Below are 15,605 nucleotides of genomic sequence, written 5' to 3' on the forward strand. Positions count from 1 at the left end.
CCCAATGTGGAGAGACGGGCATGAAATACGAAACCCTGACATGTGCGATGGAAGATGGCGTGGCGCTGATCACGCTGAACCGTCCGGATGTGATGAATGCGCTGACAACCCAGATGCGGGCAGAGATTGACGTGGCCGTCACCCATGCGGGCAAGACGGCGCGCGTGGTTGTGCTGACCGGTGCGGGCCGTGCGTTTTGTTCAGGGCAGGACCTTGGGGATCGGGCCAATGCTGCTGACCTCAACCTCGAACGCACATTGCGCGATGAATACACGCCGATGCTCAATGCGATCATTGACTGCCCGGTGCCCACAATCGCGGCGGTGAACGGCGCGGCGGCCGGGGCAGGGGCCAACCTTGCGCTGGCCTGTGACGTGGTGATCGCGTCCGAAAGCGCGTATTTCCTGCAAGCCTTCACCCGGATCGGGCTGATCCCGGATGCGGGGGGCACCTATGTGATGCCGCGCGCGATGGGCATGGCCAAGGCGATGGGCGCAGCCCTGTTTGCGGACAAGATCACCGCACGTCAGGCGGATGAATGGGGCATGATCTGGGAGGCTGTCGCCGATGACGCCTTTGACGCCCATTGGCGCGGGCGGGCAGCACATCTTGCCCAAGGTCCGACAAAGGCGTTCGGGGCGGTCAAACGTGTGATCCGCGCAAGCTGGAACAACGATCTGGAAACCCAACTGACACTGGAAGCCTCCGAACAGGGGGATTGCGGGGAAAGCCGCGATTTCCGCGAGGGCGTGCTGGCCTTTGTGGAAAAGCGCAAACCGAAGTTCGAGGGGCGCTAGGGCCCCAACGAAAAAAGCGCCCCGGGGTCCGGGGCGCTTTGTTTCATGCGTGCCGTCTGGTGATCAGATGGCTGCGATTGGTGCCGGGTTGGGTTCAAACACCGATGTCGCTACCGACGCCTGTACCGTGATGTCACCGGCGCTGACCTTGCCAGCCCCGTCTGTCACGCGGCCCACAACGTCACCGTCCAGCAGGATCAGCGCATCCGCGCCATCGTCCGTCACGGTGACAACCGGGGCAGCGGCTGCGGGATCCAATGTCGGATCGATGATGACAACCACGTCTTCGGCGCTGTCAAAATCGGTGATCACTGCGGCCTCTGTTGCGCCTTCTGCAACGATGATGCCAAACGTGTCCTCACCGGAGCCGCCCGTGGCCGTGTCGCCCGCACCAAAGTAGAGGTCGTCCGAACCGTCCCCGCCGTCCAGCACATCTGCCGCACCATCATCGACCAGCGTGACGCCAGTGCCGATTTCGATGCTGACTGCGTCATTGATCGTGGCACCGCTGCGCAGTGCAGCCAACGCTGTCGTCGACAGCGGATCGGCCAGCAATTCGCCTGCGACCATCACGTCATTGTCGGCGCCACCGGTCAGCACATCCGCGCCAAGGCCACCTACGACCGTGTCGTCGCCCACGCCACCATCAACGGTGTCCTGCGCGTCGTTGCCATCGACCCAGTCATTGCCTTCGCCACCGGACAGATTGTCACCGCCGCCACGGCCCTGCATCAGGTCGTTGCCCGCATCGCCATTAAGCGCATCTGCGCCACCCTGACCCTGGACCACGTCAGCACCATCGCCTGCGTTCACGGTGTCGTCACCGCCACCGGCAATGATGTCGTCATCACCGCCAAGGCCATTGATGGTTTCGGCCTCGACACTGCCCTGCAGCGTTTCACCGGCGTCTGTGCCATCGATGGTCAGCTCGTTCTCTGGTGGGACAACTTCGGCCTCGGCCTGCACGATTTCCAGATCGCTTGCGGCCACGGCACCGGCGGCACCGATGATGCGCGCGACTTCTTCGCCGTCCACGCTGACCACGGCGTCGTCACCATCATCGGCAACTTCGATGGTCGCGTCCGCTGGTGTTGCATCCGACTGGAAGTAAAGGAACAGGGAATCGTCTGCAGCTACATAGTCTTCGATTGTGGCCGGGCCGTCTTCGCCCACTTGTGATGCGAAAATACCAAAGGCATCCGCGCCCGATCCACCCGTTGCGGAATCGCCTGCGCCAAACAACAGGTCGTCGTCGCCGTTGCCCCCGTCAAGCGTGTCAGCCGCACCGTCATCGGTGAATTCCTGATCGGATGGTTCTGTAATGATCTCTTCGATGGGGGTGCCGTCGCGTGCCGCGGCAAGCTGTTCATCGGTCAGGGGCGATCCCGGACCTTCGCCAGAGATCAGAAGGTCGTCACCGTTACGCCCTTCAATCTGGTCAGCACCTGCGCCACCGATGACAACGTCATCGCCCGCACCGCCACGCACCACATCGTCGCCGTCATTGCCATCGACCCAGTCATCGCCAGAGAAGCCCTGGACGGTATCATCGCCGCCACGGCCCTGCAGCGCGTCATTGCCTTCGTTGCCGATGATCAGATCAAACCCGGCATTGCCTTGCGCGATATCATCGCCCGCACCGCCTTCGATGGTGTCGTCTCCGGCGCCACCGAACAGGTCGTCATTGCCGCCCGCACCGGTAATCGTGTCGTTGCCGTCACCGCCATTGAGCGTGTCAGCAGCTTCGGTTCCGGGCAGGGTCAGGCCTGCAACCGGCTCTTGCCCGATCGGTGTTTCGCCTTCTGAGGGCGTTTCCTGTCCGGGCGGCGTTTCTTCCTCCGCCGCTGCAACAGGATCGTCGTCGTCGTCAAAAATATTGATCAAAAGTCCAATGCCCAGAAGGCCCAATAGCGCAATACCTATTTCCATGATTCCCAAACTCCAGCTAACACCAGAGGCATTAAGAGGGCACTGGCCTGATGCGGTCAAGCATCACTGCCTCATTGTTGCCACAGAAGAAACACAGTTCAGAATGCACCAATATTGAATAAAAAAACGCCCCGATGGCTCGGGGCGTTAACCATACCTGCAAAGGCGTGGGCCGACTCAGCGGCTTTCGATATCGATGTAGTCGCGCTGGCTTTCGCCCAGATACAACTGACGCGGGCGCCCGATCTTGTTCTGTGGATCGGCGATCATTTCCTTCCACTGCGAAATCCAGCCCACGGTGCGCGACAGCGCAAAGATCGGGGTGAACATGGATGTCGGGAAACCCATCGCCTCAAGGATCACACCGGAATAGAAGTCGACATTCGGGAACAGTTTCTTCTCGGCGAAGTACGGATCGGCGAGGGCGGCAGCCTCCAGTTCCTTGGCGACGGCCAGCACCGGGTTGTTTTCCACGCCCAGCAGTTCCAGCACTTCGTCGGCGGACTGTTTCATCACCGTCGCACGGGGGTCGAAGTTCTTGTAGACGCGGTGGCCAAAGCCCATCAGGCGGAACGGGTCGTTCTTGTCCTTGGCGCGGGCGATGAATTCGGGGATGCGGTCGGGTGTGCCGATTTCCTTGAGCATCTCAAGACAGGCCTGGTTCGCACCACCATGGGCCGGACCCCACAGGCAGGCAATGCCAGCGGCGATACAGGCAAACGGGTTGGCACCCGAAGACGAGGCGAGCCGCACGGTCGAGGTCGACGCGTTCTGCTCGTGATCGGCGTGGAGCGTAAAGATGCGGTCCATCGCACGGCTCAGGATCGGGTTGACCACGTAATCTTCGGCAGGCACCGCAAAGCACATGCGCAGGAAGTTCGAGGCAAAATCCAGATCGTTGCGCGGATATACGAAGGGCTGGCCGATGGAGTACTTGTAGGCCCACGCGGCGATGGTCGGCATCTTGGCGATCAGGCGATGGCTTGCGATTTCGCGCTGGCGTTCGTCTGCAATATCCGTGCTGTCATGATAGAAAGCCGACATCGCACCCACCACGCCCACCATGATCGCCATTGGGTGCGCATCGCGCCGGAACCCGCGGAAGAAATTCTGCATCTGCTCATGCAGCATCGTGTGCATGGTGATGTTATGCTCGAACTCTTCCAGCGCCTTGGCAGAGGGCAACTCTCCATACAAAAGCAGGTAGCAGACCTCGAGATAGTGCGACTTCTCAGCCAGTTGCCCGATGGGGTAGCCACGGTGCAGCAAAACGCCTTCGCCCCCGTCGATGAACGTGATGGTGCTGTCGCAACTCGCAGTCGAGGTGAAACCGGGATCATAGGTAAAGACGCCCGCCTGACCGTAGAGCTTGCGGATATCAAGGACATCCGGGCCCTCGGTGGGCGAATGGATCGGCAGGTCGTAAACGTCGTTGCCTATCGTCAGTTTCGCGGATTTCGGAGTGTCAGCCATCGGGTCGTTCCTTTCGTCGCAGGGCAGCGCAAGCCGCCTGGATCCCGGCAGATGCCGCGACCCAATCGTTAGGCTGCCGACGAAACGATACGCGTATCAGGCGGCAGCATCCTCTAGCCGGGCCAGGGTCGCATCGCGTCCCAGCACCAGCATCATGTCAAAAACCGAAGGCGTTACGGCCCGACCTGCAAGGGCCGCCCGAAGGGGGCCAGCGAGCTTGCCGAATTTTGTGTCCTGCGACGCAGCAAAGTCGTTCAGGACAGCCTCCAAACTGTCACGATCCCAAGTAACGCTTTGCAGGTGCGGCGTCAATTGCGTCAGTATACCACGGGATACCGTATCAAGCGCCTTGCTGGCCTTTTCGTCCGGCTGAATTGGCCGATCCGTCAGAATAAAGTGTGCTTTATCAATCATTTCGTCAAAGGTCTTTGATCTTTCCTTGACGAAAGGCATGGCTTTCAACAGGCCTGCAGATTGTTCATTTGTGAGCGCCGGACGGCCCGCCGCCTCCAGATATGCGGCGATTTCTTTCTGCAATGCAGCATCATCCGCCTGCGCCATGTGCTGTCCGCACAGGTTTTGCAGCTTTTTCAGATCGAACCGGGCCGGGCTTTTGCCAATTCCGTCAAGGTCGAACCACTCGCGCGCCTGTGCATCGGTGAAAAACTCGTCATCGCCGTGGCTCCACCCCAGCCGCGTCAGATAGTTGCGCATACCGGCGGCAGGGAACCCCATCGCCTGATACTCCTGCGCCCCAAGCGCGCCGTGCCGTTTGGACAGTTTCTTGCCGTCTTCGCCGTGGATCAGCGGAATATGGGCCCAGACCGGCACGTCCCATCCCATCGCGTCATAGATCATCATTTGCCGCGCGGCATTGTTGAGGTGATCATCGCCCCGGATCACGTGGGTCACGCCCATGTCGTGATCATCCACGACAACGGCCAGCATGTAGACCGGCGTGCCGTCCCCGCGCAGCAGCACCATGTCGTCCAACTGGTCGTTGCGGATCGTGACATCACCCTGCACCTGATCGCGGATCACGGTTTCACCACTTTGCGGCGCCTTGATACGCACGACAAATGGCGCGTCCGGGTGCGTTGACGGATCGGCGTCCCGCCATGGCGAGCGGAAAAGGGTCGAACGCCCTTCGGCTTTGGCTGCGTCCCGGAACTCTGCAATCTCGTCCTGCGTGGCGAAACATTTATAGGCCTTGCCCTCGGCCAGCAGCTGGTGCGCCACTTCGGCATGGCGGTCCGCGCGTTCAAACTGGCTGATCACCTCACCGTCGTAGTCGAGCCCAAGCCACGCCAGCCCGTCCAGAATGGCCTGCGTCGCCTCGCGCGTGGAGCGGGCGCGGTCGGTGTCCTCGATCCGCAGCAGAAAGGTACCTTTACGCCCACGCGCGTACAGCCAGTTGAACAGCGCCGTGCGCGCGCCGCCGATGTGCAGAAAGCCGGTGGGCGAGGGGGCAAAACGGGTGACGACAGCTTGGGACATGGGGGTGATGTTTACCTTTGTTTAACCATGACGGTTCTAACGTTGGCCTCCTGATACTCACCAAGGGCGACAGGGGCAAGCATGGGCCTGATGGGCCACTTCCGGCAGTCGATGTTGTTTCAGCGGGGCAGTCTTTTTGGCTGGTTGCCCGTGGGCATGGCCATGGGCATTGCGCTGTTTTTTGGCCTGACCTTTGAGCCGTCAGCGTGGATGCTGGTAGCTGTGGGGGCAGGCGGTGTGGCGCTGGCATGGCTGGCGTGGAAAAGCGACGAAAGCCTGTCGCCCGTGCCGGTGATCTTGCTGATGATCGCCATCGGGTTTCTGCTTGCGGCGTGGCGCGCGCATTCGGTCGCGGGCCCGGTGCTGTCCTGGCGCTATTACGGACCGGTCGAAGGGCGCATTGTCGGCATGGATCGCAGCGGGTCGGATGCGGTTCGCCTGACCCTTGACCGGGTCAAGCTGGACCGTGTGTCGCCAGCCAAAACGCCGCACCGTGTCCGCATTTCATTGCATGGGGACGCAACCCTTGGCGTGACGCCGGAACCGGGGCTGCGGGTCATGACCACCGCCCATGTCAGCCCGCCGGGCGGACCGGTCGAGCCGGGCGGGTTTGATTTTCAGCGCCACGCATGGTTCGCCGAACTGGGCGGCGTGGGCTATTCCCGCGTGCCGCTTATGGCCATTTCCGAGGCGGAATTCGATCTGCGCCAGGCTGTCTTTCGCATCCGCATGACCGCCTCGATGCGGGTGCGCGAGGTGCTGCCGGGCGATACAGGCGGCTTTGCGGCGGCTGTGACCACAGGGGATCGCAGCGGCATCAGTCAGGATGCGCTTGAGGATTTGCGCGCCTCGAACACGGCGCATCTTTTGGCGATCTCGGGCCTGCATATGGGCCTGTTGTCGGGGTTCGTGTTTTCGCTGTTGCGGCTGATCTTTGCGCTTATCCCTTATGTCGCGTTGCGCTGGCCGGCGCGCAAGATGGCCGCGGTCGGGGCGCTCATGGCGGCGTCCGTCTATCTGGCCCTGTCTGGGGGCAATGTCGCGACTGAGCGTGCGTTCATCATGGTCGCCGTCGCCCTGTGCGCGGTTCTTATCAACCGGCGCGCCTTTTCCCTGCGCGCAGTTGCGATTGCGGCGATGATCGTCCTTTTCCTGCGCCCCGAGGCGTTGATGGGCCCGGGATTCCAGATGTCCTTTGCGGCCACCACAGCGCTGGTGGCCGTGTTTGGCTGGATGCGCGACGGGCGGATCACTCTGGGGCCGAAATGGATACAGCCCGTGATGGCGGTGGTGATCTCCTCTGCCGTGGCGGGGTTGGCCACAGCACCGATCGGGGCTGCGCATTTCAACGCGGTGGCCCATTACGGGCTGATCGCGAACCTCGCCTCGGTGCCGCTCATGGGGATTCTGGTGATTCCAGCGGCGGTTCTGGCGCTGGTGCTGGCCCCGTTGGGCCTCGATTGGATTGGCCTGTGGGTCATGGGCTGGGGGCTGCGCTGGATTCTGTGGGTGGCCGATACCGTTGCCAATCTGGATGGCGCGCGCGGCTTCGTGGCCGGTCCAAACCCTTGGGTGCTGCCGGTCATGGCGCTTGGCGCGCTGTTTGTGATCCTGTGGCAGGGGCGGGGTCGCTTTGCGGGGCTGGCTGGCATCGCTCTGGCATTGGCGATGTGGCAATACGGGCAGCGCCCCGTGGCCCTGATTGCGGACACGGGCGGGCTGGTCGGAGTGATGACAGATGCGGGCCGCGCGCTCAGCCGTGAAAAAGGGGCAGGGTTTGTCGCGCGCAACTGGCTGGAGAATGACGGCGACGGCGTCGCGCAGGACACCGCAGCAGCGCGCTGGTCGGACGTCAAGACCGGCCCGTTTCGCCTGATCCACATAAGTGGCAAACGCGCCATCGCCGAGTTTCAGCGCTGCGGGCCGGGTGACATCGTGGTGATGAATGGCGAGCGCGATGCCACCTTGCCGCGCGACTGTATGGTCCTCGGACCCAAACAGTTACGCGCGACAGGCGCTGTGGCGCTGGTGGGCGAGGGGGGACTGCGCGGCTCGTCTCCGCCCGCGATCTGGGCGGGGATCGGATGTGGTCGGGCTGGTCGCGCTATCCGCGGGTCACGCTGGATTTGCCGGACATCGCCGATCAACTGGCCCGGAACTGACAAAAAGCGGACCATAAAGCCCGCCTTTCACAAAACAATCAGATCGACGGGACGATCAATAGGTGCGGATCAGACCCACCAGTTTGCCCTGAACTTTCACATGGCCCACCGGGAACACGCGGGTTTCATAGGCCGGGTTCGCGGCCTCCAGCGCAATGGTGTCGCCGCGCCGCTTGTAGCGTTTCAGTGTCGCCTCGTGGTCTTCGACAAGGGCCACGACGATATCGCCGTTTTCAGCCACCGAAGTTTCGCGGATCACCACGACGTCGCCGTCGTTGATCCCGGCTTCGATCATCGAATCGCCTTTGACTTCAAGGGCATAGTGATCGCCCTTGCCCGACAGCATCGCGCCGGGCACAGCCACGGAGTGGGACACTTCGGAAATGGCCGAGATTGGAACACCCGCCGCAATCCGGCCCATCACGGGCAGTTCGACCGCATGGGCGGCCTCGACACTCAGCGCAGAGGGTGGGGGCGGTACATCGGGGCGGTCGCCGTCGATCACGCGGGGGTAAAGCCGGTTGTGCTCGCTCCGCCCATGCTTTCGGGCAGCTTCACCACTTCGATGGCGCGGGCACGGTGCGCAAGGCGGCGGATGAACCCGCGTTCTTCCAGCGCCGTGATCAGGCGGTGGATGCCGGATTTGGAGCGCAGATCAAGCGCCTCTTTCATCTCGTCAAAACTGGGCGGTACGCCATCGCGCTGCACCCGTTTGTGGATGAACGCCAGTAGATCCAGCTGTTTCTTTGTAAGCATGCTCTGTCCTCCGAACCTGTGGTCACCATTTGGCAGTGGTTTGCATTTGTTCTACGGACGTTCCTGTTTTGTGTCAACTGTTCAGGATAACGGAACGACGTCCACCATATCGCCGTCACTCCGCGCGGGATCGTCTGGCGGGCGGACAATCAGCGCGTTGGAGCGGGCAAGCACGCTCAGAAGCGAGCTGTCCTGCGCACCGGCATCCGCGACGCGGCCATCCGCGATGCAGGCGCGCATGTAGTGCTCTCGCGGTCCGTTGTGTGGCAGTGTCCCACGCAGCGGCATCGTCACACGCGGCGCAGGCCTTTGCCCCAGTCCCAGCATCGCATTCAGCATCGGGGTCAGAAACACCGCCCCGCACACCATCGCGGACACCGGATTGCCGGGCAGGCCGACCATGGGCACGCCATTCAACCGCCCCGCCATCAGCGGTTTTCCAGGGCGCATCGCGACTTTGTAAAAAGACTGGTCCATCCCGAGATTGGCGGCCACCCGACCCACAAGGTCATGATCGCCAACCGAGGCACCGCCGATGGTCACGATCAGATCGGCACTGTGGGCAAGGCCGAAAACCGTGTGCAACGACGCTTCGGTGTCGCGCGCTATGGGCAGGATGTGCGGAGCAGCCCCGACCCGTTCCAGCATGGCCGCCAGCCCGTAGGTGTTGGAGGCGATGATCTGGTCTGGCCCCGGTTCTTCGCCCGGCACGACCAGTTCGTCTCCGGTCGAGATCAGGGCCACGACAGGGGCGCGCCGCACCGGGACGTCGGCGATGTTCATCGCCGCAACCAGGGCGATATCCCCGGGCGACAGGCGGCGGGGCGCATCAAGCTGCGTGCCTTCGGAGAAATCGACACCAGCGGGGCGGATGTTGTCCTTGGGGCCGGGATCGTCGGTGATGGAAATCATGTCGCCGGTGCGCGTGACATCCTCCTGGATCACCACCTTGTCGGCACCTTCGGGAATGGGCGCTCCGGTGAAGATGCGCACCGCCTGACCAGCCCGCAGCGTGCCGTCCCAGCGGTGCCCGGCGGCGGACTCGCCCACGACTTTGAACTGTGCGTGCAGATCGGCCTCGACGCTTTTGAGCGCATATCCATCCATCGACGAGGCCGCGAAGGGAGGTTGCGTGCGCCGTGCGGTGACCGGCGCTGCCAGCACGCGGCCCGATGCCGCGCGCAGCGGAACGGTTTCGACAGGCAGCAGATCAGCGAGCGCGAACAGATGATCGAGCGCCTGCGCGACGGTGATCATGGCGCCTCGTACCGGCCGGACTTGCCACCGTCTTTCAGAACGACGCGGAGGCCGCCGATTTCCATGCCTTTATCCACGGCCTTGGCCATGTCATAGACCGTCAGCGCGGCAGTCGAGGCGGCGGTCAGCGCCTCCATCTCGACGCCGGTCTGGCCGGTGGTCTTGACCGTTGCGGTGATGCGCAGACCGGGCAGGGTGGCGTCGGGTTCCAGATCAAGCGCCACCTTGGTGATGGGCAGCGGATGACATAGGGGGATCAGGTCGGAGGTGCGCTTGGCCCCCATGATGCCGGCCAGGCGTGCCACACCGATGACATCACCTTTCTTGGCGCGCCCTTTGGTAATGATTTCAAGGGTTTCAGGCCGCATCTTCACCCAAGCCTCGGCCACCGCGATACGGTCCGTCACGTCCTTTTCGGACACGTCGACCATATGGGCCGACCCTTGGGCATCAAAATGGGTGAGGGCCATCTACATGCCCCCGCCCGAGGTCAGGGGATTGGCCAGCAGCGTGCGCGTGGCAGCGGCGACATCGTCCTGCCGCATCAGGCTTTCGCCGATCAGGAACGTGCGTGCGCCATACATCGCAAGATCGGCGAGATCGGCGGGCGTGTTGAGCCCGCTTTCTGCAACGATCACCCTGTCGGCAGGCACGAGGCGCGACAGTTTCCGCGTGGTGTCGAGTGTCACGTCAAAAGTCTTAAGGTTGCGGTTGTTGATGCCCATGAGCGGGCTTTTGAGAGCGCAGGCGCGCTCCAACTCGGCCTCGTCATGCACTTCGATCAGCACATCCATGCCCCAGTCTGTCGCGGCCTGTTCCAGTTCCTGCGCCTGCGCGTCACTGACGCTGGCCATGATGATCAGGATACAGTCGGCATTGAGCGCGCGTGCTTCGGCCACCTGATAGGTGTCATACATGAAATCCTTGCGCAGCGCGGGCAGATCGCAGGCGGCGCGGGCCTTGGTCAAGAAATCCTTGGCGCCCTGAAAGCTGGGCGTGTCGGTCAGCACCGACAGACAGGTCGCACCGCCGTCTTCATAGGCTTTGGCGAGGGTGGCGGGATCAAAGTCTTCGCGGATCAACCCTTTGGACGGGCTGGCCTTTTTGATCTCGGCGATCAGGCCATAGGCCTCTCGGTTGGCCCGTTGCAGGGCAGCGGCAAAGGGGCGGACAGGATCGGCCTCGCGCGCTTCGGCCTCGACGGTCTCCAGCGGCTTGGCGGCCTTGTCGGCGGCCACTTCGTTTAGCTTGTAGGCCTTGATCCTGTCCAAAATCGTGTCAGTCATTTGTCAGCTCTCTTGGCCAGCGGTTAACCGGGGGCTAGCCCCGTCGTCCATTGTTCTTGAACCAATGGCGAATAATGGACAACCCCCGGGATTTTCCTAATCAGAGAAGGGACTAGGCCGCTTCCTGGGTGATGTCCGCTACTGCCTTGATCTTAGCCTTGGCAGCGCCGCTGTCGATACTCTCCTTGGCGAGGACAACGCCGTCGGACAGATCGACCACTTTTCCGGCGACCTTGAGGGCTGCGGCGGCGTTCAGCAGCACCGCGTCGCGATAGGCACCGGGTGCGCCATCGAGCAGAGCGCGGAAGGCGCGCGCATTGTCTTCGGGGGTGCCGCCAAGGATGTCCTCGAACGGATGCACGGGCAGGCCCGCATGTTCGGGATGCACTTCGAATTCGGTGACGATCCCGTTTTCCAGCCCGGCCACCCACGAGATGCCGCAAATGGTCAGCTCATCCGTGCCGTCCGAGCCGTGGACCAGCCATGCAGCTTCGGTGCCCAATTGCCCCAGCGTTTCGGCCATGGGGCGGATCAACCCGCGATTGAAGGCCCCGGTCAGTTGCCGTTTGACGCTGGCCGGGTTGGTCAGCGGGCCGAGGATGTTGAAGATTGTGCGTGTGCCCAGTTCGGCCCGCGTCGGCATGACATGCGCGATGGCAGGGTGGTGCATTGGTGCCATCATGAAGCCGATACCCGCACCCGCAAGTGAGGCTTCGACCACCGCCGGCCCCACCATCACGTTGATCCCCATCTGCGTCAGCGCATCTGCCGCACCGGATTTCGAGCTGAGATTGCGGTTGCCATGCTTGGCGACCGTCACGCCTGCGCCTGCAACCACAAAGGCCGTTGCCGTCGAGATGTTGAGCGTGCCCTTGCCGTCGCCACCTGTGCCCACGATGTCCATCGCATCCTCGGGCGCGCGCACCTTGTTGCATTTGGACCGCATCACGGCAGCAGCAGCGGCGAATTCGTCGACGGTTTCGCCGCGCGTGCGCAGGGCCATCAACAGACCGCCGATCTGGGACGGGGTCGCTTCGCCCTCGAACAGGATCTGGAATGCGGCCTCGGCCTGATCCCGTGTCAGGGGTCCATCGGCTGCGGCGTTGATCAGCGGTTTCAGCGCATCGCTCATGCCGGGACCCGCATCATGTCGGTGAAGTTCTTGAGCAGCGCGTGCCCGTGTTCCGAACGGATCGATTCAGGGTGAAACTGAACCCCGTGGATCGGCAGGCTGCGGTGAGCGAGCCCCATGATCGTGCCATCCTCGACCTCTGCGGTAATCTCAAGGCAATCTGGCAGGCTCTCGCGCTCAACGGTGAGCGAGTGATAGCGCGTCGCCTCGAACGGTGTGGGCAATCCGGCAAAAAGGCCCGTGCCGGAGTGATGCATCACCCCCATCTTGCCGTGCACAATGTCGGGCGCGCGGATCACTTTGCCGCCAAAAATCTGCCCGATGGTCTGGTGCCCAAGGCACACCCCCATCAGCGGCGTTTGGGTTTCGGCGGCGGCCGCCGTCAGCGCAAGGCAGATGCCCGCCTGATCCGGATCGCACGGCCCGGGCGACAAAAGGATGCCTGCCGGGCGCATCGCCATCGCCTCTTGCACGTCGATCGCATCGTTGCGGCGCACCACAACCTCTGTCCCAAGCTCGCCCAGGTAGTGCACGAGGTTGTAGGTAAAACTGTCGTAATTGTCGATCAGCAGCAGCATCGCAAAATCTCGTATTCCAAGGGGGGCCAATGGCCCCTATAGTCGCGGCCATACATGCTCAGGCTCGCGCGTCCGCGTCAAGAGGACGCCGCTGCCCGGGACACGAGGGACAGCAGACCGGCACGGCACATCGCAAAGCGGGGCCATGCGCGGACAGGACGTAAGGACAGACAACATGGCCAGAGGATTTCTGAGCGGCATAATCTGGGGCGGCGTGGTGAGCGTGATCGGAGCCGGTGCGGTGTCCGTGATCGCCGATGATCCGATTGCCCCGGTGGCCGGGGACACGGCCCCCAGCAGCGCAGCCGCCCCCGAAGCCGGTGAAGCCAGCACCGCCGAGGCCGTGACCGATGCCGATCTGGTCGTGGATGAGGCCGCCCCGCAAGTCACCTCGCCCGAGGCTGACACAGTTGCCGCCGCAACCGAGGCCGGGTCGGACACGCCCGTGGTGCCCGAAACAGGGCAGGCGGACGACCTCGCTGATCCGGCGGCCAGCACCGATGTGGGTGCTGTTGCCATTGACGATGTCGCCCCGGTCCAGCCTGCCGCCCCCGGTGGTGCACCAACAGCACCCGACGTTGAAACCGAACTGTCGATCTCGACCGATCCCGCACAGCCCGCCCCGCCAACAGTGCCTGACGCGCCGACCGCCTTTGCCGAAGAAGACAGCCCGCCACCCGATGCGCCCGTGGCCGAGGCCCCTGCGCCGCAGACACCAGAGATCGCGCAGGCCCCCGAAGCCAGTGAGGCTGACGCCCCCGCGCAGCCAGATGTCAGCGAGACGGCAGAGGCTCCGGCCCCGCCCGCTGCGCCCGAAACACCTGAGGAAGATGGCGCAGGCGAACAGATCGCAGCCTTGCCCAATGCCGCTGACCCCACACCGGATACAGGTCCGACCATCGGGACACCTGCCGGATCGCTTGTGGATCGCACGCCGGACGTGCCTGCCGAAGAGGAGGGCGCTGCCGCAGATGCCGCCCCGACAGACTCCCGTGCAATTGTTGCCTACTCCGTGCCCTTCGAGAACGCCGAAGAAAAGCCGCTCATGTCGATTGTCCTGATGGACAGCGGCGTTGATCTGACGGGCGGGTCTGTCGGTCTGGCCGCCTTGCAAAGTTTTCCCTATCCACTCAGCTTTGCCGTGGATGCAACACTGCCGGATGCGGCTGAGCGGATGGCGGAGTACCGCGCGCGCGGCTTTGAGGTGATGGCGCTGATGAACCTGCCGCAAGGGGCCACCGCCGGTGACGCCGAAGTGGCGCTGTCGGCTGCCCTTGATACCGTGCCCGAGGCGGTCGCGGTGATGGAAGGGCCCGGCACTGGTCTGCAAAGTAGCCGCGATGCCTCTGAACAGATCGCGCAGGCGGTGCTTGCGACGGGCCATGGCCTAGTTCTGCAATCCAAAGGGTTGAACACGACCCACAAGCTGGCCTTGCGCGACGGGGTGCCTGCGGGCCTGATCTTTCGCGACTTTGACAGTGCCGATCAGACCCCGTCGGTGATCCGGCGCTTTCTGGATCAGGCGGCGTTCCGCGCGGGACAGGAAGGCGGCGTGATCATGGTGGGCCGTCTGCGCCCCGACACGATTTCGGCGCTGCTGCTCTGGGGGCTTCAGGACCGGGCCGAACGTGTGGCGCTGGCCCCGATCTCGGCGGTGTTGACGGCGCTGGTACCAGCGCAATAGGCGTCAGATAATCTCGTCTTCGTCAAACAGCGGGTCGACTTCGAGCTGAGCGGTCAGGGCATCCACCGTATCCTCATTGGCGGTGGGGCTGAGTTCGGCGAGGTGAAAGACCGCATCGCCCTCATTCACGACAGGCAGCACCGCACGACCGATCAGAATACCGGGGCCGGGGGCAAGCAGTTCGGTTTCGACATCCCCCGCAGGGTCGGACACGGCGGCCAGCACGTCGCCCTTTTCCACGATCTCGCCCTCGGCCCGGAACGTGCGCAGCAAGCCCCACAGGCGCGCGCAACCAGGTCGAGGCGCGACAGATCAGCGATGGGGTGCGGGCCTTGGCGATGCCTTTGGCGGCGAGCATCGATTCATCCCGCATCACCCGCAGAATGCCCGCAACGCCCACGCGCACCGCAAATTCGTCAAAGCGTAAACCCTCACCCGCCTCATAAAGCAGAACCGGCGTGCCCCGTTCCGCCGCCTCACCGCGCAAGGATCTGTCGCGCAGGGGCGAGGTCAGGATCACAGGCGCACCAAAGGCACGCGCCATGCGGGCGGTGGTTGCATCGCGGGGGGTGACGCGGATTTGGGGCAGGTTGGTGCGATGCTCGGCAGCTGAATGCAGATCAATCCCGAAATCGCAGCGCAACACCACCTCGCGCAGAAAGATATAGGCGAGCCGCGATCCAAGCGATCCCGAGGCCGTGCCGGGAAAACACCGGTTGAGGTCGCGCCGGTCGGGCAAATAGCGCGAGCGTGCCAGAAAGCCGAAGCTGTTCACGACAGGCACCACCAGCAACGTGCCGCGCAGGTTGGCAAGTTGCGGCGTGCGCAGCAGACGGCGCACAATCTCGACTCCGATCACCTCATCGCCGTGCACGGCTGCACTGACAAACATGGTCGGGCCGGGACGCTTGCCGTGAATGACTTCGACATTGAGGCCGACCGCAGTGTGATCAGGCAGGGCAGAGACAGGCAAGGTGACACTGGCGCGCGTGCCGGGCGCAACGTCGACACCGGCAATGGAAAACGGCTCACGCGGCATGGCGCGCTCCAACCA

Annotated in this window: 10 protein-coding genes and 3 pseudogenes; 3 read left to right on the top strand and 10 right to left on the bottom strand. The window is 63.3% G+C overall.

Features of this window, described 5'->3' with window-relative positions:
- The first annotated feature begins 20 nt into the window (after window positions 1-20).
- Window positions 21-797 carry an enoyl-CoA hydratase-related protein gene (locus tag ACERZ8_RS13815; RefSeq protein ID WP_407592742.1) on the top strand — a complete coding sequence of 259 codons (777 nt, stop codon included), beginning with the start codon at window positions 21-23 and terminating at the stop codon, window positions 795-797.
- A 63-nt stretch (window positions 798-860) separates the two neighbouring features.
- Here ACERZ8_RS13815 and ACERZ8_RS13820 read toward each other — a convergent pair whose 3' ends face one another.
- From ACERZ8_RS13820 to gltX, 3 genes are all read right to left on the bottom strand, one after another.
- On the bottom strand, window positions 861-2,726 hold the full coding sequence (locus tag ACERZ8_RS13820) for a calcium-binding protein (protein ID WP_407592743.1): 1,866 nt from the start codon (window positions 2,724-2,726) through the stop codon (window positions 861-863).
- Window positions 2,727-2,903: 177 nt separating this feature from the next.
- On the bottom strand, window positions 2,904-4,199 hold the full coding sequence (gltA, locus tag ACERZ8_RS13825; protein ID WP_407592744.1) for a citrate synthase: 1,296 nt from the start codon (window positions 4,197-4,199) through the stop codon (window positions 2,904-2,906).
- 96 nt (window positions 4,200-4,295) lie between these two features.
- Window positions 4,296-5,696, bottom strand: coding sequence for a glutamate--tRNA ligase (gltX, locus tag ACERZ8_RS13830; protein ID WP_407592745.1), 1,401 nt, complete (start codon window positions 5,694-5,696; stop codon window positions 4,296-4,298).
- Window positions 5,697-5,906: 210 nt separating this feature from the next.
- On the opposite strand from gltX, the pseudogene ACERZ8_RS13835 reads away from it, so the two are divergent.
- A pseudogene (locus tag ACERZ8_RS13835) lies at window positions 5,907-7,259 on the top strand (ComEC/Rec2 family competence protein); the annotation flags it as partial.
- Window positions 7,260-7,913: 654 nt separating this feature from the next.
- Here ACERZ8_RS13835 and lexA read toward each other — a convergent pair.
- The 6 genes and pseudogenes from lexA to ACERZ8_RS13865 form a co-directional block, all read right to left on the bottom strand.
- Window positions 7,914-8,614, bottom strand: a pseudogene (gene lexA / locus ACERZ8_RS13840) (transcriptional repressor LexA).
- Window positions 8,615-8,695: 81 nt separating this feature from the next.
- Entirely contained in the window at window positions 8,696-9,871 is a 1,176-nt protein-coding gene (locus tag ACERZ8_RS13845; protein ID WP_407592746.1) for a molybdopterin molybdotransferase MoeA, read from the bottom strand.
- Window positions 9,868-10,341 (bottom strand): cyclic pyranopterin monophosphate synthase MoaC, encoded by a 474-nt coding sequence (moaC, locus tag ACERZ8_RS13850; RefSeq protein ID WP_407592747.1) that lies wholly within the window; start codon window positions 10,339-10,341, stop codon window positions 9,868-9,870. Before moaC ends, ACERZ8_RS13845 begins: the two co-directional genes overlap by 4 nt.
- A complete protein-coding gene (gene trpC, locus ACERZ8_RS13855; RefSeq protein ID WP_407592748.1) occupies window positions 10,342-11,157 on the bottom strand; it encodes an indole-3-glycerol phosphate synthase TrpC in 816 nt (271 codons plus the stop codon).
- A 112-nt stretch (window positions 11,158-11,269) separates the two neighbouring features.
- Window positions 11,270-12,289, bottom strand: coding sequence for an anthranilate phosphoribosyltransferase (trpD, locus tag ACERZ8_RS13860; RefSeq protein WP_407592749.1), 1,020 nt, complete (start codon window positions 12,287-12,289; stop codon window positions 11,270-11,272).
- Window positions 12,286-12,867: an anthranilate synthase component II gene (locus ACERZ8_RS13865; RefSeq protein ID WP_407592750.1), complete on the bottom strand. Its 582-nt coding sequence runs from the start codon at window positions 12,865-12,867 to the stop codon at window positions 12,286-12,288. Before ACERZ8_RS13865 ends, trpD begins: the two co-directional genes overlap by 4 nt.
- Before the next feature lie 175 nt (window positions 12,868-13,042).
- Between ACERZ8_RS13865 and ACERZ8_RS13870 the strand changes: the two genes are divergently transcribed.
- A complete protein-coding gene (locus tag ACERZ8_RS13870; RefSeq protein WP_407592751.1) occupies window positions 13,043-14,551 on the top strand; it encodes a divergent polysaccharide deacetylase family protein in 1,509 nt (502 codons plus the stop codon).
- 3 nt (window positions 14,552-14,554) lie between these two features.
- On the opposite strand, the pseudogene ACERZ8_RS13875 reads toward ACERZ8_RS13870, so the two are convergent.
- Window positions 14,555-15,590, bottom strand: a pseudogene (locus tag ACERZ8_RS13875) (succinylglutamate desuccinylase/aspartoacylase family protein).
- Window positions 15,591-15,605: the final 15 nt, after the last annotated feature.

Origin of the sequence: Tateyamaria armeniaca, assembly GCF_045797845.1 — a bacterium.
Classification (GTDB): domain Bacteria; phylum Pseudomonadota; class Alphaproteobacteria; order Rhodobacterales; family Rhodobacteraceae; genus Tateyamaria; species Tateyamaria armeniaca.